General features: G+C 61.6%; 16 protein-coding genes. 9 read left to right on the top strand and 7 right to left on the bottom strand.

All coding sequences use genetic code 11. From position 1 onward, the window contains the following. Positions 1 to 37: 37 nt before the first annotated feature. The 4 genes from clpS to X744_RS150515 form a co-directional block, all read right to left on the bottom strand. Entirely contained in the window at positions 38 to 343 is a 306-nt protein-coding gene (gene clpS / locus X744_RS150500) for an ATP-dependent Clp protease adapter ClpS (RefSeq protein WP_023760698.1), read from the bottom strand. 133 nt (positions 344 to 476) lie between these two features. Then, complete coding sequence (locus X744_RS150505) at positions 477 to 782, bottom strand: hypothetical protein (RefSeq protein WP_023760697.1); 306 nt, start codon at positions 780 to 782, stop codon at positions 477 to 479. Positions 783 to 927: 145 nt separating this feature from the next. After that, positions 928 to 1,206 (bottom strand): hypothetical protein, encoded by a 279-nt coding sequence (locus X744_RS150510; protein WP_023760696.1) that lies wholly within the window; start codon positions 1,204 to 1,206, stop codon positions 928 to 930. A 37-nt stretch (positions 1,207 to 1,243) separates the two neighbouring features. Continuing rightward, positions 1,244 to 1,543 carry a hypothetical protein gene (locus X744_RS150515; RefSeq protein WP_023760695.1) on the bottom strand — a complete coding sequence of 100 codons (300 nt, stop codon included), beginning with the start codon at positions 1,541 to 1,543 and terminating at the stop codon, positions 1,244 to 1,246. Positions 1,544 to 1,776: 233 nt separating this feature from the next. Here X744_RS150515 and X744_RS150520 point away from each other — a divergent pair, with 233 nt between their 5' ends. Further along, positions 1,777 to 2,493, top strand: a complete 717-nt coding sequence (locus X744_RS150520) for a response regulator transcription factor (protein ID WP_023760694.1) — start codon at positions 1,777 to 1,779, stop codon at positions 2,491 to 2,493. Further along, positions 2,490 to 3,896, top strand: coding sequence for an ATP-binding protein (locus X744_RS150525; RefSeq protein WP_023760693.1), 1,407 nt, complete (start codon positions 2,490 to 2,492; stop codon positions 3,894 to 3,896). Before X744_RS150520 ends, X744_RS150525 begins: the two co-directional genes overlap by 4 nt. 54 nt (positions 3,897 to 3,950) lie before the next feature. Here the strand turns inward: X744_RS150525 and choV are convergent, their stop codons facing one another. From choV to X744_RS150540, 3 genes are all read right to left on the bottom strand, one after another. Then, positions 3,951 to 5,132 (bottom strand): choline ABC transporter ATP-binding protein, encoded by a 1,182-nt coding sequence (choV, locus tag X744_RS150530; protein WP_023760692.1) that lies wholly within the window; start codon positions 5,130 to 5,132, stop codon positions 3,951 to 3,953. Beyond that, positions 5,129 to 5,983 (bottom strand): choline ABC transporter permease subunit, encoded by an 855-nt coding sequence (choW, locus tag X744_RS150535; RefSeq protein WP_023760691.1) that lies wholly within the window; start codon positions 5,981 to 5,983, stop codon positions 5,129 to 5,131. The genes choV and choW overlap by 4 nt, the downstream gene beginning before the upstream one ends. A gap of 120 nt (positions 5,984 to 6,103) precedes the next feature. Continuing rightward, entirely contained in the window at positions 6,104 to 7,039 is a 936-nt protein-coding gene (locus tag X744_RS150540; protein WP_023760690.1) for a choline ABC transporter substrate-binding protein, read from the bottom strand. Positions 7,040 to 7,459: 420 nt separating this feature from the next. Between X744_RS150540 and X744_RS150545 the strand changes: the two genes are divergently transcribed. The 7 genes from X744_RS150545 to X744_RS150580 all read left to right on the top strand — a co-directional run bounded on the left by X744_RS150545 (position 7,460) and on the right by X744_RS150580 (position 17,819). Further along, positions 7,460 to 8,071: a thymidine kinase gene (locus X744_RS150545; protein WP_023760689.1), complete on the top strand. Its 612-nt coding sequence runs from the start codon at positions 7,460 to 7,462 to the stop codon at positions 8,069 to 8,071. Between the two features lie 127 nt (positions 8,072 to 8,198). Next, complete coding sequence (locus tag X744_RS150550; protein ID WP_023760688.1) at positions 8,199 to 8,588, top strand: cytochrome c family protein; 390 nt, start codon at positions 8,199 to 8,201, stop codon at positions 8,586 to 8,588. Positions 8,589 to 8,901: 313 nt separating this feature from the next. Beyond that, positions 8,902 to 9,990 (top strand): hypothetical protein, encoded by a 1,089-nt coding sequence (locus tag X744_RS150555; RefSeq protein WP_023760687.1) that lies wholly within the window; start codon positions 8,902 to 8,904, stop codon positions 9,988 to 9,990. Positions 9,991 to 10,021: 31 nt separating this feature from the next. Next, positions 10,022 to 11,167: a hypothetical protein gene (locus tag X744_RS150560; RefSeq protein ID WP_023760686.1), complete on the top strand. Its 1,146-nt coding sequence runs from the start codon at positions 10,022 to 10,024 to the stop codon at positions 11,165 to 11,167. Positions 11,168 to 13,297: 2,130 nt separating this feature from the next. After that, positions 13,298 to 14,596 (top strand): DUF6638 family protein, encoded by a 1,299-nt coding sequence (locus tag X744_RS150570; RefSeq protein ID WP_023760684.1) that lies wholly within the window; start codon positions 13,298 to 13,300, stop codon positions 14,594 to 14,596. A gap of 105 nt (positions 14,597 to 14,701) precedes the next feature. Continuing rightward, positions 14,702 to 15,826, top strand: coding sequence for a DUF2333 family protein (locus X744_RS150575; RefSeq protein WP_023760683.1), 1,125 nt, complete (start codon positions 14,702 to 14,704; stop codon positions 15,824 to 15,826). Between the two features lie 313 nt (positions 15,827 to 16,139). Continuing rightward, positions 16,140 to 17,819 (top strand): formate--tetrahydrofolate ligase, encoded by a 1,680-nt coding sequence (locus X744_RS150580; RefSeq protein WP_023760682.1) that lies wholly within the window; start codon positions 16,140 to 16,142, stop codon positions 17,817 to 17,819. Positions 17,820 to 17,835 lie beyond the last annotated feature (16 nt).

Genomic DNA, 17,835 nt, shown 5'->3' with positions numbered 1-17,835 from the left:
TTCTCCCACAGGGAGAGAAAGGAGAGAGCGAGCAGCCCTACTCCTCCGGCTCGGTCGTGAACATCAGCGGATAGCCCTTGGCCTTGCCGGCATCGGTAGCCCGCATCGCCTTGGTCTCGGCGACATCCTTGGTAAAGACGGCGACGACGCAGACGCCGCGCCGATGCGCGGTGATCATCACCCGGTGCGCCTGGTCTTCGCTGAGCTTGAACTCCCCCTTCAGCACCGTCACCACGAATTCGCGCGGGGTGAAATCGTCATTGATGAGGATGACCTTGTAGAGCTTCGGCCGTTCGATCTGCGGCTTGACCTGTACGCGCGGTTTTGTGGTGATTTCAGGCATTGGAACCGACAATTTGCGTAAACGACGTGGCCGCCATTCTGGCACCGGGGAAAGCGGCAGTCCATTTTGATCGCGGCGCCAACCGGTGTCCGCGGGCGCGGCCATTCCTATGTGGGAAACTGTCGGTTGCCGTTCAACGGCCGGGCCGGAAGCGTTTTCCCCCGGCATCCGCCCGACGTTCCAGGAAGGCTGCGATCGGCCAGGCAATGACACAGATCAGGGTCGCGCCGGTCAGCACGATCAGCGACCAGGTCTGTGCCGGCGTGATGTAGTCCCAATTGGTGGAAATAACCGGCGCGAAAAGCGAAGGCTCGGTGCGCCCGCTCGCCGGATCCGGCACCGGGCTGGCGGTGAACAGGATAAGTGCCCTGGAGATACCGGTGGCAACCAGGCCACCAAGCACCAACGAGCGCAGAATGGACGAAAGCCGCTTCTTCATGCGGATTGTCCTACACAACTGGCGTTGCAAACGGGTTAGGCGCGATCGAGATACGCGTTCAGTTTATCGACCATGCACTTGGCAAAAGACCGTCCCAGCCGATTTACGGCTGGAACGGCCTTGCTGGAATTGACCTCGAAGCTGATCAGGGCTTCTTCGGAGCAGCCTTCGGGGCCGCCTTCGAGGGCGCCTTCTTGACCGGGCACTTGTGCGTCTTGGTCACCTTGCAGACAGTCTTCTTGGCGACCTTTTTCGGAGCAGCCTTGGCGGCAGGAGCGGTGGTCGTCGCGGCAGCGGCCGGAGCGGTGGTCGTGGTGGCAGCAGCCGGCGCAGCGGTCGTAGTGGCGGCTGCGTTGCCGAGAACCGGCATCGAGAAGGCGAGAGCGACGGAGAGGCCGAGGGCGGACAGGAGGGACTTTTTCATGGCTTCGTTTCCTTTTTATGCGGGTCGAATTCTGATGTCACTGAACCGGGTCGTTCGGTGTCACTCCAAGCAACTTCAAAGCGTTGGCAAGCATCCGGATGCCCTGTGCCTGTTTCTTGGCGGCGCAGTACCGGTTACCCTTTCTCTGAAGTGCCTTTGCCGCGGTGACCTGCGTTGCCGTGGCATGGGTTTCGAGGGCTTCATCAAATTGGTGGCTGAGATTGGCGCACCGTTCGCTCCGAGTGAGCGGCGCCTTTGCGTCCGATTGTCCGGCAGCGGCGGTGACCAGGCCAAGGCCCAGCAACGCACCCAACAAACTGATCGACAACCTTGGCATTGGTTTATCCGTAAACCCGGAGACTAGCGTCGCAGCCGATGACCTGACCGCCACGAGATCAGTTATGCCTTTGAAATTTTTCAGGAGTTTTTCTGAACTGTAGAATTTTGTTTCTGGATTGTGTCTGAGAAAGCCGGTGTGAACCCATCATCACCACTGGCCAACATATGGCCTGAATTCTATCGTGTGGGTGGCGACAGAACGGCTTGGCAATCAACAACGACAGGGCTCAAGTGAAATCCGACGCGCACATACTGATCGTCGACGACGACAAGGGCATTCGCGACCTGCTGCAGGAATTCTTCCAGAAGCGGGGCCTGCACACCTCGGTTGCCGCCGACGGTGTCGAGATGGAGGCCATCCTGCGCCGCGCGCAAGTCGATCTCATCGTCCTCGACGTGATGCTGCCGGGCAAGAGCGGGCTGGAGCTGTGCCGCGACCTGCGCGCCCAGTATTCGACGCCGATCATCATGCTGACCGCGGTCACCGAGACCACCGATCGCGTCGTCGGCCTGGAAATGGGCGCCGACGACTACGTGCCCAAACCCTTCGATCCGCGCGAGCTTTTGGCGCGCATCCGCGCCGTGCTGCGCCGCAATGGCGGCGCCGAGGCCAAGCGCGCCACCACCAGGCAGATCTACCGCTTCGCCGGCTGGACGATGGATTGCTCGCGGCGCCGGCTGATCGCGCCCGACGATGTCAGGGTCGAACTGACCATGGCCGAATTCAACCTGCTGCAGACCTTCGTCAAGAGTGCGCAGCGCGTGCTGACCCGTGACCAGCTCATCGAACTGTCCGGCGGCGATAGCGACTACTCCTTCGACCGCAGCATCGACATCCTGGTCAGCCGGTTGCGGCGTAAGATGGAAGACGACCCGAAAACGCCCCAGTTCATCCTGACGGTGCGCAGCGGCGGCTACCAGTTTCTGCCTGAGACGACCTCCGAATGAAACGTTTCCTGCCGCAGACCTTGCCTGTCTGGGTGCTGCTGATCGTCATTGCCGGCCTGCTGATCAGTCAGGTCGCTACCCTCTATATCGTGTCGCGCGACCGCGCCGTCGCCAACGGCATCGTCGACCTCTACCGTCTCAACGACCGCGCCTTTTCCCTGGTGCAGCTGATGCATGACGCCACGCCGGAGCAACGCCGGGCGACGGCGACAGGCCTGTTCAATTCCACTTACGCGCTCACTATCTCGGACACGCCGGCGGTCACCTCGTCGATCGCAAGCGACGACGAACTGGCGGAACTCGAAGACATCCTTGTCGGCCGACTGTCGAAGTTCGGCATCACCGATGCGCGCGTGCGGCGCGACCCGGCCACGCGCGAGGCCGACGACGCCGACGGCACGGCGCCGGGGCCCGATATCGGCCAGGTCGAACGCGACCTTCTGGTGCTGGCCGCCAACTTTGCCCAGAGCGAGAAGCTGACGGCGTCGCTGCGTTTCGCCGACGGCCATTGGCTGAACTTCACCGAGCCGATCACGCCCGTCGGCCCGATCCTGAGCTTCGACAGTCTGCCGCTCTATTCGCTGATCGCCGGACTGGTGGTGATCATGTCGATCTGGTCGTTGCGCCGGCTGACAGCGCCCTACCGGATGATGGAAACCGCCGTGAACCGGATCGGCAAGGATCTGAAGAGCCCGCCGATCGCTGAAGGGGGCAGCCGCGAGGTCCGTGCCGCCGCCAAGGCGATCAACGCCATGCAGGCCCGGCTGCGCGAATATGTCGAGGATCGCGAACATCTGGCGGCGGCACTTGCGCATGATCTACGCACGCCGATGACCAGAATGCGCCTGCGCCTGGAGCTATTGCGCAAATCGGCGGTTCGCGAAGCGCTGGCGCATGATCTCGCCGACGTCGAGAGCATTGCCAGCTCGGTGATCGACTTCGCCACCTTCGAGGTGACCGAGGAGAAGAACGAGCGCATCGACTTCTGGTCGCTCGTGGAGTCGATCGCCGACGCCTATCCGGACGTGTCGTTCGAAGATGATACCCGCTCACGCGGGCTCATCTGCATGGCCCGGCCGGTCGCGCTCAAGCGCTGCGTCACCAATCTGCTGCAGAACGCGGTCACCTACGGCAAGAAGGCGCACCTCAGCCTCGGCCGGTCGGACAACACGATCCTGCTCACCATCCGCGATGAGGGACCGGGCATACCTCAGGCGCAGATCGACGCCGTGTTCGGCTCTTTCGTGCGCCTCGAACAATCCCGCAACCGCCAGACCGGCGGTCTCGGGCTCGGCCTGACCATTGCCCGCAACATCGCGCGCGCCGCCGGCGGTGAGGTCAGCCTGTCCAACAACCCGGGCGGTGGCCTGCTGACGCAACTGCGCCTGCCGCTGGCGGCTTAGAACGAGGCGCGCGCTCAATCGCAGCGCCTCGTCGACTTTGGTATCCGACGAACTTTACCGCCGCAGCACCGCGCTCAACACATCGCGGATGCCGATGGCGCCGACAAAGCGCGACTGGTCGTCGAACAGCGCCACGGGGGCTGTCTGCGAGCGGTGCATGGCCAGCATCACGGTTTTCAGCGAGGTGCCGGGATTGGCCCAGAACACTTGCGCTGCTTCCTCTGACTGGGTCTCGACATCCGCGCACGAAACCCACACCGCCGGCTTGCCGTCGCGTTCGGCCGCCGCCACCAGCCCGTGATCGTCGATCTTGAAGCGCGTCGTCTTGCGCCGATCGAGCCAGACCCAGCCATTGTCGCCGTGTTCCAGATCGCGGCGGTCGCGCATCACGTTCCAGGCGGTCAGCACCGACAACGGGTTCACATTGGCGATGAAGTCGCGGACATAGTCGTTGGCGGGCCGCAGCACGATGTCTTCCGGCGCGCCGGTCTGCACGATGCGTCCGCCTTCCATGATGGTGATGTGGCTGCCGATCTTCAGCGCTTCCTCGAGGTCGTGGCTGACGAAGATGATGGTCTTCTTCAACTCGGCCTGCAATTGCAGCAACTCGTCCTGCAGCTTGGTGCGGATCAGCGGGTCGAGCGCCGAGAACGGCTCGTCCATCAGAAGGATCGGCGCCTCGGTTGCGAACGCACGGGCCAGGCCGACGCGCTGTTGCATGCCGCCCGAAAGCTCATGCGCGTATTTCTTCGACCACTGGTCGAGATTGACCAGCTTGAGCTGGCGTTGCACGCGTTCCTTGCGCTCTAGCTCCGGCACGCCAGCGAGTTCGAGGCCCAGGCCGACATTCTCCTCCACCGTGCGCCACGGCAGCAGGCCGAACTGCTGGAACACCATTGCCACCTGCTTCTGGCGCAGGCGCCGCAAGGTCGCCTCATCGCAAGTGACGACATCGACGGTCTTGTCGCCATCCTTGACCAGGACCTGGCCGCGCGACACCACGTTGAGTCGATTGACCGCCCGCAGCAATGTCGACTTGCCCGAACCGGACAGGCCCATCAGCACCGAGATCTCGCCCTCGTTCACGGTCAGGCTGGCGCCGGCGCAGCCAAGCACATTACCGGTCTTTTCGAGGATATCGGCTCGGCTGGCGCCGGCGTCGATCATCGCCAAAGATCCGGCCTGGTCGGCGCCGAAGACGATATCGACGTTCCTGAAATCAACGGCGACGGTCATTTCTTGCCTCCAACGCCGATGCGCGTCATGCGGTCGAGCACGATGGCCAGCACGACGATGGCCAGGCCGGCTTCAAGGCCGAGGTCGATCTTGCGCGAACCGAGCGCCCGGTTGATCTCGGTGCCGAGGCCGCCGGCACCGATGAGAGCCGCGAACACCACCATCGACAGCGACAGCATGATCGACTGGGTAAGACCGGCCATGATGGTCGGCAGGGCCGAGGGCAGTTCCACCTTCCAGAGCAACTGGCTCTTAGTGGCGCCGAATGCCTCGCCTGCCTCGATGATCGACTTCGGCACCGAGACGACGCCCAGATGCGTGAGACGAACCGATGTCGGGATGACGAAGATGATGGTGACGATGAGGCCGGGCGCGTTGCCAAGGCCGAACAGCGTCAGCACTGGGATCAGGTAGACGAAGGTCGGCAACGTCTGCATCAGGTCGAGCACCGGCAGCATGATGCGGTAGACCTTCGGCTTGTGAGCCGCCCAGATACCGAGTGGCACACCGATGGCCATCGACGCGGCGGCGGCGGCAACCACCAGCACCAGCGTCTCCACAGTCTGCTTCCAGAGGTTCTGGTTGAGGATGAACAGCAATCCGAAAAAGACCGCCACAGCCAGGCCTCTCGATCGCTGCAGATAATAGGCAAGCAGCGCAATCAGGGCGATGAGAAGGACGGGCGGTATATGCAGCAGCATATCGACCACGCCGTCGAGCAGGAAATTCAGGCCGCCCGAGAGGCCACGGAAGAAGGTGTTGAAATTGTCGGTGAGGAAGGTGAAGAACGCTTTGCCCCACTCACCGATTGGAATCTTGTAACCGACAAAGAATTTTGAAATCGGATCCATCTAGCCCCTCTTTGGCAGTCGCCGTCCTTGCCGGACAGTCATCTTGTCACAGGATATGAAAAAGGGCAGCCCTTTCTATATGGCTGCCCTCGCTCGGGTCATGTCGGATTCAAAATCGGCTCAGCTCCCGAGTGCGGTCTTTACCGCCGCAGCCGCGTCGCCGCCATCGAAGGTGGTCACGCCGGCGATCCACGGAGCGACCGCGTCCGGATGCTTCTTCAACCAGTCGGTCGCGGCCGTGTTGGCGTCGCCGCCCTTGAGGATCGCGTCCATCATCTCGCCTTCCATATCGAGGTTGAACTTCAGGTTGGCGATGAACTTGCCGGCATTCGGGCACTCGGTGGTATAGCCCTTGCGCACATTGGTATGCACGGTGGCGGCGCCGAAGCCGCTGTCGCCCATGCCATCGAGATAGGTGATCTTCATGGCGCCCATCACCGGATGCGGCGTCCAGCCGAGGAACGCGATCCACTCATTGCTCTTCATCGACTGCTCGGCCTGCGTCAGCATGCCGGCTTCCGAGGATTCGACCAGTTCGAAGCCTTCGAGATTGTCCTTCGGGTTCTTGATCATGTCGAGGATGATGCGGTTGCCATCGTTGCCGGCCTCGATGCCGTAGATCTTGCCGTTGAACTTGTCCTTGAACTTGCCGAGGTCGGTCAGCGTCTTGACGCCGGCGTCCGCCACATAGGTCGGCACGACGATGCCATAGCCGGCGCCGCTGAGGTTTTCGCTGATGGTCTCGACGGAGCCGTCGGCGGTGTAGTCCTTGATGTCGTTGGTCATCGACGGCATCCAGTTGCCGAGGAAGACGTCGAGGTCCTTGTTTTTCAGCGACGCATAGGTCACCGGAACCGATAGCTGGATCACCTGCGGCTCGTAGCCGAGTGCGGTCAGCAGTACGGAAGCGATGCCGGTCGTCGCCTGGATGTCGGTCCACCCGACATCGGAAAGACGCACCGCCTTGCAGCTCGCCGGATCACCGGCGAAGGCAGCGCTCGTGGACAAAAAAGCCGCCAGGCCGAGGCCGGCGACGAAAGAGTTCATACGCGACATAGGTAGTCTCCCATTGTGATTCTTTGGCGAAGCATAGCTACGGTTTCTCTGCCCGCCTTGTTTCGTCAGCCAAACACCATTCTGGTGCGGTTTCAAGCACTAAGGCAATCACGATCAACGGCGCAGACTGGCCAATCAGCGACACGGCTGACGCTTTTGTCTTGCCAGACAGTTTTTCAGGGCCAGACAGTTTTTTCAGGGGCGAGACGGCTTTTTCGGGGAAAGCCTGCCGTGGCCCCTCCCCGTATCAGGCCAAGTCGGCATAAGGTCTGTTTAGATTCAGGTCAGGCCGAGACGAAAATGGTGGACTCCGAGAACCGGAGCGGAGCGTACTTTTGGCTACGTGAGCACCGGAAGCGCAGGAACCGCCATTTGCAGGCCGGCATCACCTGAATATCAACAGACCGTAAAAAGGGCGGCATGGCTAAGCTCTACTTCCACTATGCAACGATGAACGCCGGCAAGACCACGATGCTGTTGCAGGCGTCGTACAATTATCGCGAGCGCGGCATGGGCACGATGCTGTTCGTCGCCGGCCATTACCGCAAGGGCGATACCGGCCTGATCTCGTCGCGCATCGGCCTGGAGACGGAAGCCGACATGTTCCGCGACGGTGACGATCTGTTCGCCCGCGTCGCCGATCACCACGCGCATACATCGGTGCATTGCGTCTTCGTCGACGAGGCACAGTTTCTCGAAGAGGAGCAGGTCTGGCAGCTCGCCCGCATCGCCGACCGGCTGAACATTCCGGTCATGTGTTACGGCTTGCGCACCGATTTCCAGGGCAATCTGTTCTCCGGTTCTCGCGCGCTGCTGGCCATCGCCGACGATTTGCGCGAAGTGCGCACCATCTGCCGCTGCGGCCGCAAGGCGACGATGGTGGTGCGCCTCGGACCTGACGGCAAGGTGGCGCGTCAGGGCGAGCAGGTGGCGATCGGCAAGGACGTCTATGTCTCGCTCTGCCGTCGCCACTGGGAGGAAGAGATGGGCCGCGCCGCGCCCGACGACTTCATCGGCTTTATTAAGGGCTGATCGCCCGGCGACCTTGCCCAGGCCCCGATGCAACCCGATCGGCATCTTCCGCAATCGCGCCATGATGCAGCGTTTGTTAAGGCCTCGGTCCTATAACGCCGCCAGCCAGAGCTCTCCGGAGACAGCCATGTTTCGCGCCGCTTCGTTCGCCAGCATTCTTCTCCTTGCCACCTCGCTTGCCGCTCATGCGGGCGGTGACCCGACCCTTGGCAAGAAGGTCTTCAACCGGTGCATCGCCTGTCATGAAGCAGCCACCGACCGCGACAAGGTCGGTCCGCATTTGATGGGCGTCGTCGGCCGCGCAGCCGGTAGTGCCGAGAGCTTTCTTGGTCATTACTCCGAGGCGATGAAGAGTGCCGGTGGCGCCGGCCTGGTCTGGGACGAAGCCAACCTTGCCGAATATCTCAAAGCACCCCGGCTCAAGGTGCCCGGTAACAAAATGGCGTTTGCCGGCCTGACCAACGACGACGACATCGCCAACGTCATCGCCTATCTGAAGGCCGATCCTAAGCCCTGACCCGCTGCACGCGCGTCTCGGTGACGCCGGCGTTCGCTTCGCATGTCGCCGCCGCTATCGCTGTATTGATTTGCCAACTACAAAGGCATCCCGTGCGCCGTCGTTTTGCGGAATAGAAGTTCAATGGCAGTTGAACTATGACTGACCGGCAGGCTAGTCACGCCGTGACCTCGCTTCCATTGCCTTTCAAGACCGTGACCGAATATTTTGTTTTCGGGGCGGGTCTTGTCTTGCGTCTTTCAATCCCAGGATGCCCCACATATATTCGCCGCTGTTCGCGACCAGCGACGTGATGCCGAAGCGGGAGGCCCCAATGGCGACATTGCAGAATTTCGATGCCGAAATTGCCAAGACCAAGCAGGTCGTGCAGGACATGCGCAGCAAGATCGAGCAGTCCGGCACCGTGCTTGATACGCTCGCGACCGCCGACAAGAAGATCGGCGACGCGAATTTCGACATCGAGAACGCCCGCATCGAGGATGTGCTGAAGCAGCAGAAGGTCATGGAAGGCAACATCGCCGACCTGATCATCGGGCTGGAGGACGCCACCAACGTCTTTGGCGCCGAGTTCGAGAGCATGAAGAACTACACCGGCTGGGAAAAATTCATCGGCGTCTTTTCCAGCCAGAGCAAGCAGCGCATGCGTACCGACCGCGTCCGCAACATGTCGCTGGCGGGCAATCTGCAGGAACTGCTGGTCAAGTCCGACACCATCGTCGGCATCCTGAAGGCCCAGAAAGGGGTCCTCGACCAGCGCTACAAGACTTCCGAGACCAGCCTGTCGCAGGTCATCGAGCGGCGCAAGACCACCATGACCAACCTCGAAGCTGTGCAAAAGCGCATCGAGGAACTCAATCCGATGCTGCTCGACATCGAAAACAAGATCGCCGCCTCGACCAGCCAGAAGGAGCGCACGCAGCTCGAAGGCGAGCGCTCCAAGCTGGCGACGGAATACAATGAAAAGCAAGCCAAGGAACAGGAACTGCTGGCCGAGAGCCAGACGCTCGAGCGCTACACCTCGATGTTCCAGACCTTTGTCGATTCGCTCAACAACCAGATCGCCGCGCAGTCGACGCTGATCAACAAGCTGACCATCGATACCGAGCAACGTATCGTCCTCTACAAGGCGCTCGAAGATTCGCTGAAGACCGCCGCCCAGCAGGACGTCGCGCACAAGATCAACACGCTGGGCAGCCAGGTCGACAACACCGCCGAGGAAACCATGGCCGGCATCGGTGCTGCTTCGCAAAAGCACATCGGCGACCTGCTTGAGATGCACGAGAAGAACATGGTCGCCACTGCCGACATCCAGCGCCGCAAGAAGCTGGCCGACGATGCTTTTGCCCGCCGCTTCGACGAAGTGTTGAAGAAGCACAATTCGGCAAATTACGTGCAGTCCTAGGAGTGGCAGAACTGCCCGCGAGCGTACAGGCATGACCCCCGAAAACGAAGCGGCGGCACGGTATTTCTCTGCCATCACGGCCGCGCTCAGCGGCCTTGAAGTGTTCATGCGCGACGATCGCTCGCCGCTCTACCGGCATGGCATCGTCGCCAAGATCGTCGCCGAATACATCGCCCGGCTCGACAAGTCTTTTTCCTGCTGGCGCAATCGGCTGGGCTTCATGGACACTTTCCGCATTTCGCGCGCCGAGAGCGGATTTCCGGTGTTCCAGAACCTGCTCGAACTGGAAAATGACCGCCGCCAGGCGGACACACGGCTCGCCAACATTCCGCTGGCCGGCGAGTTGCGCGAGGAGATGGCCGACTTCATCCTGCGCCACAAGGAGTTCCCCGAGGCGTTGCAGAAGTCGATGGCCGAACGGCTTTACCTTGAGGACGTGAAAAGCGAAAACACGTTCGGCTCGTTCACACTGGCGCAAACGGCCAAGGTCTCGGTCAACCCGAAGACGGGGCGTCCCTACTATCTCGTCCACTGGGCGACGTTCGACGGCAGCGCCAACCTGCCGCTGGTCTACATGGTGACGGTCGAGGATTCTTCCGAAGACATGGTCCGACAGCTTGTCGACAGAAACGGCAAGCTGAACGAGACGATCGACATCCCTCTGCCGGTCGATGGCCTGCTCAATCCCGAGCTCGCCCATCGTTTCGACGATTTCACCGAGAAGAATTCGGCCTATACGCTGTCGCCAGCGACCATCGCGGTCAACCTCGACAAGGATTTCGAGCCGCTGCACCCCAAGCAGCTGCGCCGCGTCGTGCTCGGTCCATTCTATTCGGCCGGCATTACCGACAACAATTCGACGGTGACCGAGGTGCTCGCCAAGGTGCGCAAGCCGGAAAACGCCTGGCTGCTGACCTGGACCATCCAGGAGGTCTATTCCAAAGCCGAGAAGCCCGGTCGCAAGGGGCTGTTTTCAAGCGAGAAGACGACGCAGGAATTCTTCATCAACACCGACGATCTGGAAGCCGCGCGCCAGGGTGTGTCGAGCTACGAAAACCACGCGCTGATCCCGCACGAAGCTTACCAGGCACTCTACGCCGTCGGCGAGGCGCAGAAGATTTTTGCCGGCTACAAGGTTCACATCCTGTCCAACGGGCAGGTCATCTCAGATGTCTGACCGTCACACCACGGAGCACCCTTCATGGATACCGGCCTGACCACCATCCCGGAAGCTGCGATCGAGAAGCACCGCGCCACCGCGCAGAGCTTCATCACCCGTATTGTCGTGCTGGAGGATCCGTCACGCGAGTCCGGCACGGCACTTGCCGGCACCAATCGCCGCTTCGTCTCGACCGTCTCGGTCGGCTCGGTGCGCCGCACACGCGAGGTCGAGCTGTCGAAGACCGTCGGCGCCGTCCATCCCGACGATCAGTTGCTGACCATCCCGCAGCACACGCTTCTGTTTCGCGCCCGGCGCGGCACGGCGATCGCGCTCGCAATATCGGACGTTTTTGCTGAAGGCTCGGACCTCGAAAGCCTGCAAGCCAGGAACACCCGCGCCCCGCTCGAGGGCGACGAGGCGTCCACCTTCAAGAAGCTTCTGTCGGCCTCGGCCTACGTCTCCGCCTTCAGCCTCGCCTCCTATCTGTTGCAGTTGATCGACAGCGACGGCGAGGCACCCAACGATATCCCCGAGCCGGATTTCCTGTTCGACACGCCGCAAGATGCGGTGAAGTCGATCCTGGCCGGGCTCGACAAGGCGATCTCAGGCTCGTCCGATGATGCCGACTTGATGACCAGGGCGCGGGCCTTTTCCCGCGTCGCCATCGATGGGCTTTTGGCCCGCAAGGGTCGCTTCGACGGCATCGGCCCGTTCGAGGACGCCCATATCCGCATCGATGTCGATGACTTCACCCTCGATGGCTTTGACGTTGCCCCGGGCAAGCGCTCCAAGCCGCTGGTGATGACCTTCAAGAAGCCGGAGGAGGTCGTCGGCAATCACATCGCCAAATACCAGTCGGTCAAGCTCGCCAAGATGCTGATGGCCTACGACTTCGAGCGCGAGATGAACCCGTTCGTCGAGCTCGGCGGCTTCCTGTTCACCTTCATCGGCGACGGCGCGCCCGGCACCGGCAAGACGACGCTGATCCAGATGATCGCCGGCCTCGTCAACGGCTATTGCCAGGTCGCCGGCTATCCCTTCTCCTATGAGAATTTCGGCGTCGACCAGATCTCGTCCTATCAGGGCAAGTCCGGCCAGAACTGCCGTCAGTTCATCAACAATGTCTTGAACCCGCGCGTCATCGGCTTCGGCACCATCGACGACATCGACCAGGTGGCGGCGCGCCGCTCCGACGACCGCGCCTCGGCCGGCCAGCAGGAGATCACCGGCGTCTTGATGGATGCCTTCGCGGGCGCCGCCACCGTGGTGCGCGGCAATTGCTCGTTCGGCATGTTTTCCAACTATCCCGAGAACGTCGACGATGCGCTGCGCCAGCGCGCCGGCGCGCGCTGGCTGGTCGACGGGCCGCAGAGCCGCGACGACTACATCGACATCTTCGTGCTGCTTGCCGGCAAGAACCACAAGATACCGCTCGGCGACCACAAGCTCTACGCCGCGCAGGAGGTCCAGCGCGCCGTGACCGAAGCCTATGAGGAGCATGAGAAGCCGAGGGAAGACGGGCTGATGAAGGTCTACGAGCGCTACATGAAAGAGAACGGCGCGCCGAAATCGATGGCCGACATCGGCACCTATCTGCACCTGATCAAGGATGCCGAGCCGCGCTTCACCGGCCGCGCCATCNTTTCCCTACACGACGCTCTTCCGATCTACGACTGGTTCGAGAAGCCGGAAGTCTTCATGCACAAGGGCTACGACGAGAAGAAAGCGATGATCGAGGAACTGCGCGGGCCGTTCTCGATGGACATGGTCATGCAGGAGATCAACCGCTACGCCGACTCTGAGTTCCGCTACTCCGACAAGTCCGACGACTCAGCGGTGGAAAAACTGCTGCGCGACGCGCGGCTGCGCGAACGGGCTGCACGGGAGATGGAGGAGATGAAAAAGAAGGGGCTTTGGAATGCGTGAGCTGAGCCGTCCTTCCCTTCTCCCCTTGTGGGAGAAGGTGTCGCCAAAGGCGACGGATGAGGGGTGTTCCAGCTTGGCACCAACAGCGCTCCGGCCAACACCCCTCAACCGTCTCGGCGCTTCGCGCCGATCCACCTTCTCCCACAAGGGGAGAAGGAAGATCCGCGCCCCTCATCCGCTCTTCGGGCACCTTCTCCCCGTGAACGGGGAGAAGGGAAGATGACCAAGAAACCCGACCTTCTACGCGACAACGAGCTGATCTACGGCCGGCTGCTGACGGTCGACGAGTCGCACCTGATCCAGCGCTACAACAAGGCGCTCGCCGCATTCGGCTTGAAGCCCACCAAGCTGAAAAGCTTTCAGATTGACCGCACCGGCTTCTCGCCCGAAGTGGCCGAGGAATGCGGCGACTACGATTATCTCGATCCCAACGAGGTCAACCGCCGCTTCATCATCCTGACGCCGTCGCAGATCGACCTGCCGGTGGTGCATACGGCCTTCTCCAACACCTCGCAGCTGATGTTCGAGTTCATGTCCAAGAACCAGCGCGCCATCGACGCGCTGACCATCAAGGACGTGATCTACGGCGAGATCGAGGATTCCATTCCGAAGGTCAACGACATCGAGGATTTGCTGTCGATCAACCAGGTCGAGTTCAAGGTGCTGTCGGCCGAGGATGTGCTAGGCAAGGCCGCCGAGCTCGGCAAGCTCGTCGACCGGCTTAGGCAGGAGCCCGACGCCTGGCGCGACAACGCCATGCTGACCCGCATGGTGGAGCTTGCCAAGATCTGCGGTGACATCCGCGAAAACGCGCTGGTGCCAGACCAGGTGATCTTCCGCCACAGCGCCTATTGGACCAGCCATTTCGGCGGCCTCTACGTGTTCGTCGACCCTGATATGACGACCGTGATCAGCGATCCGGCGGCTCCCGGTTTCCGCCGTTCGCGACCGTGGCAAGTGAGCTACATCTCGATCAGCGACGCCGACAAGGTGTTCAAATTCCTCGCCACCACCGGGCGGATCGAGCTGCCGCGTGCCTCCTGGGTCGAGACATCGGGCTATCTCGAGCACCGGGCCGAGATGGTGGTGCGCGCGCTGATCCGCGACGCCGACCCGAACCGCAACCTGACCGACGTCGACAAGGTCTGGCTGCAGACCTGGATCCAGAGCCATGCCGACCTGATCACCGAAGACGGCAACTTTCCCTTTCTCAACGCCGCCAAGCGCGAGATCGCCCAGCTCGGCCACCTCAAGATCGAGGATGTCTCCCCGCAGCAGCGCTTCCTGGTGATCCGCGCCAAATCAGAACATCCCGACGCCTGGCTGACCAACCGGCTGATCTCGGATTTCGTGCCGTCGGATTTCGTCTCGCGCTACATCTTCAACAAGGACGGCTTCTACAGGGACTATGACGGCTTCAGCGACGCCTGGCGCTCGCATGTTGTAGACGTTCTCAAAACCACATATTTGAAGGACAAGGTGGCGTTTCGCACACGCCTCTATGGCTTGACCGACTAGAACGAAATGAACTGTCACTTCGTTCTAACTTACTGTTTTGGCGCATGATGTTATCCAAACAGTCTGCAACTTTTTGGCATCATGCTTTGAGGGGATAACATTGCCATGCTCGATCCGATCGTGAACTTCTTCACCCGGATTTTCCAGTGGATCGGCCGCGGCATTGGGCTTGTGATCGGCGCGATCCTGTGGCCGTTCCTGTGGGCCGGGCGCTGGTACACGCAACGTGGCTGGATCCTAAAGGCGGCGCTCGGCCTGGCTTTGCTGGTGCTGATCGGCCTCTACGCCAATTTCTTCTACGCCACCCAGTGGTGGAACAATTTCAACCCGAACTACCCCGACACATACACTTTCGAGAAACGCAACGTCTCCGCCGGCGAACAGGTCTCGGCGGGCTCCGGCACCGACACTGCCAAGACCTGCGGCAACTCCGGCATCGCCCAGGTGGCGGCCGACCTGACCGATTTCAACGTCAACCAGAATGCCTGGATCTCGTCGATGATCCTCTACAAGCTCGGCCTGTTCGGGATCGACTGGGATAACACGCCGTGGATGGACAACAAGGCCTCGTTCCAGCGCGGCATCAACCAGGCGGTGCGGCGCACCGCAACCGAACTCGCCGACAATCTCGGCCGTGTGCGCACCACCTCGCAGATCGACAGCGATCTGCAGAATGCTCGCGGCAATCTGCAGTTCGATGAGGAGACCTGGTATTTCGGCCTGAACCCGTTCGGCCCCAAGACGCCGACACCAAGCTACTATCGCGACGCCGTCCGCATGCTGCGTTCCTTCAACGCTCGCCTTGCCACCTGCCAGGCGACGTTCGACGCCCGCGCCGACAATTTGAAACAATATATCGACCGTATCTCGTCCGACATCGGCTCGACCTCGGCGATCCTCAAGGAACGCGCTGAAAACCACAACAATGGCTGGTTCGATTTCCGCGCCGACGACCGTTTCTGGTTCGCCTATGGCCAACTCTATGGCTATTACGGGCTGATGAAGGGTGCCCAGGCCGACTTCGACGACGTCATCAAGGAAAAGCATCTGCAGAACCTGTGGGACACGATGGACTCGCAGTTCGTTTCGGCGCTGCGCATCCAGCCCTTTATCATCGCCAACGGCCGCGAGGACGGCTGGATCCTGCCAACGCACCTGACGACAATGGGCTTCTACGTGCTCAGGGTGCGCTCCAACATGGTCGAAATCAGCAACGTGCTGACTCAGTAGCGCTGTTCCGTTGGGCACCACGCGATGGCGAATTTGCGCCGTCGCCTCTGTCGCATTCCGTGCATTGTGCGGCTGTTTTGAGACGGCGGCGCGACGCGTCCTCTGGCTTGTATACGGCGCGGCAACGGAGCCAGGAAGAACCGATGACAGGTCGGCCGGTCCGCAGAGGAATTTTCTCTATAGGAAACATAGTTGCATGCAAGTTGACGCCGCGGCAGCGAGAGGGTTAGAACATGCCCGCGCCCGGTTCCAACCTGCTTGCGAGTGACATCAAACCCGTCCCCTCCACCGTCCAATCCAGAGGAAAGCCGTCATGGCCGAAGTGAAGTCCGACATCGAGATCGCGCGCGGCGCCAGGAAAAAGCAGATCCAGGAGATCGGCCAGAAGATCGGCATCCCGACCGAACATCTGCTGCCCTATGGCCACGACAAGGCCAAGATCTCCGCCGAGTTCATAAAGTCGGTGAAGGGCAACAAGGATGGCAAGCTGATCCTCGTCACCGCCATCAACCCGACGCCGGCCGGCGAAGGCAAGACGACGACCACGGTCGGCCTCGGCGACGGCCTGAACCGCATCGGCAGGAAGGCGATCGTCTGCATCCGCGAGGCCTCGCTCGGCCCGAACTTCGGCGTCAAGGGCGGCGCTGCCGGCGGCGGTTACGCGCAGGTCGTGCCGATGGAGGACATGAACCTCCACTTCACCGGTGACTTCCACGCCATCACCACGGCGCACAACTTGCTTTCGGCGCTCATCGACAACCACATCTACTGGGGCAATGAGCTCGGCATCGACACCCGCCGCGTCGTCTGGCGCCGCGTTATGGACATGAACGACCGTGCGCTGCGCGAGATGATCTGCTCGCTCGGCGGCGTCGCCAACGGTTTTCCGCGCGAGGGCGGCTTCGACATCACCGTCGCCTCGGAAGTCATGGCGATCCTTTGCCTGTCGACCGACCTGAAGGACCTTGAAAAGCGCCTTGGCGACATCATCGTCGCCTATCGCCGCGACAAGTCGGCGGTCTATGCGCGCGACCTCAAGGCCGACGGCGCCATGGCCGTTCTGCTGAAGGACGCCATGCAGCCGAACCTGGTGCAGACGCTGGAGAACAACCCGGCCTTCGTGCATGGCGGCCCGTTCGCCAACATCGCGCATGGCTGCAACTCGGTCGTCGCCACCACGACGGCGCTCAAGCTTGCCGACTACGTCGTCACCGAAGCCGGCTTCGGCGCCGATCTCGGCGCGGAAAAGTTCTTCGACATCAAGTGCCGCAAGGCTGGGCTGAAGCCGGCAGCAGCCGTCATTGTCGCCACCGTGCGCGCCATGAAGATGAATGGCGGCGTCAAGAAGGAAGACCTCGGCAAGGAAAATGTCGAAGCGGTGAAGAAGGGCTGCGCCAACCTTGGCCGCCACATCGAGAACATCAGGCAGTTCGGCGTGCCGGCGGTGGTCGCCATCAATCACTTCTATTCCGACACCGACGCCGAGATCCAGGCGATGAAGGACTATGTCGCCTCGATGGGTGAGGAAGCCATCCTGTGCAAGCACTGGGCCCACGGCTCGGCCGGCATCGAAGACCTCGCCAACAAGGTGGTGGCGCTGGCCGAATCCGGCGCTTCGCAGTTCGCGCCGCTCTATCCCGATGCCATGCCGCTGTTCGAGAAGATCAACACCATCGTCCAGCGCATCTATCGCGGCTCGGAGGCGATTGCCGACAAGTCGGTGCGCGACCAGCTGCACGCCTGGGAGCAGGCCGGCTATGGCCACCTGCCGGTATGCATGGCCAAGACCCAGTACTCGTTCTCGACCGACCCGAACCTGCGCGGTGCGCCGACCGGTCACACCGTGCCGGTGCGCGAGGTCAGGCTTTCGGCCGGTGCCGGCTTCGTCGTCATCATCTGCGGCGAGGTTATGACTATGCCCGGCCTGCCCAAGGCTCCGTCCTCGGAGAAGATCTTCCTCAACGAAATGGGCCAGATCGAAGGCCTGTTCTGAGACTTAAGTCTCGACA

The organism is Mesorhizobium sp. LNHC252B00, from assembly GCF_000502955.1.
GTDB lineage: Bacteria > Pseudomonadota > Alphaproteobacteria > Rhizobiales > Rhizobiaceae > Mesorhizobium.
The sequence above is the reverse complement of the archived record's forward strand: the minus strand, read 5'-3'. Positions and strand labels throughout refer to the sequence as shown.

Coding starts and splice junctions, on each gene's coding strand:
- choV (WP_023760692.1), bottom strand. CDS start 5,132: ATGACCGTCGCCGTTGATTTCAGGAACGTCGATATCGTCTTCGGCGCC.
- clpS (WP_023760698.1), bottom strand. CDS start 343: ATGCCTGAAATCACCACAAAACCGCGCGTACAGGTCAAGCCGCAGATC.
- X744_RS150575 (WP_023760683.1), top strand. CDS start 14,702: ATGCTCGATCCGATCGTGAACTTCTTCACCCGGATTTTCCAGTGGATC.
- X744_RS150510 (WP_023760696.1), bottom strand. CDS start 1,206: ATGAAAAAGTCCCTCCTGTCCGCCCTCGGCCTCTCCGTCGCTCTCGCC.
- X744_RS150515 (WP_023760695.1), bottom strand. CDS start 1,543: ATGCCAAGGTTGTCGATCAGTTTGTTGGGTGCGTTGCTGGGCCTTGGC.
- X744_RS150560 (WP_023760686.1), top strand. CDS start 10,022: ATGACCCCCGAAAACGAAGCGGCGGCACGGTATTTCTCTGCCATCACG.
- choW (WP_023760691.1), bottom strand. CDS start 5,983: ATGGATCCGATTTCAAAATTCTTTGTCGGTTACAAGATTCCAATCGGT.
- X744_RS150540 (WP_023760690.1), bottom strand. CDS start 7,039: ATGTCGCGTATGAACTCTTTCGTCGCCGGCCTCGGCCTGGCGGCTTTT.
- X744_RS150580 (WP_023760682.1), top strand. CDS start 16,140: ATGGCCGAAGTGAAGTCCGACATCGAGATCGCGCGCGGCGCCAGGAAA.
- X744_RS150555 (WP_023760687.1), top strand. CDS start 8,902: ATGGCGACATTGCAGAATTTCGATGCCGAAATTGCCAAGACCAAGCAG.
- X744_RS150545 (WP_023760689.1), top strand. CDS start 7,460: ATGGCTAAGCTCTACTTCCACTATGCAACGATGAACGCCGGCAAGACC.
- X744_RS150525 (WP_023760693.1), top strand. CDS start 2,490: ATGAAACGTTTCCTGCCGCAGACCTTGCCTGTCTGGGTGCTGCTGATC.
- X744_RS150505 (WP_023760697.1), bottom strand. CDS start 782: ATGAAGAAGCGGCTTTCGTCCATTCTGCGCTCGTTGGTGCTTGGTGGC.
- X744_RS150570 (WP_023760684.1), top strand. CDS start 13,298: ATGACCAAGAAACCCGACCTTCTACGCGACAACGAGCTGATCTACGGC.
- X744_RS150550 (WP_023760688.1), top strand. CDS start 8,199: ATGTTTCGCGCCGCTTCGTTCGCCAGCATTCTTCTCCTTGCCACCTCG.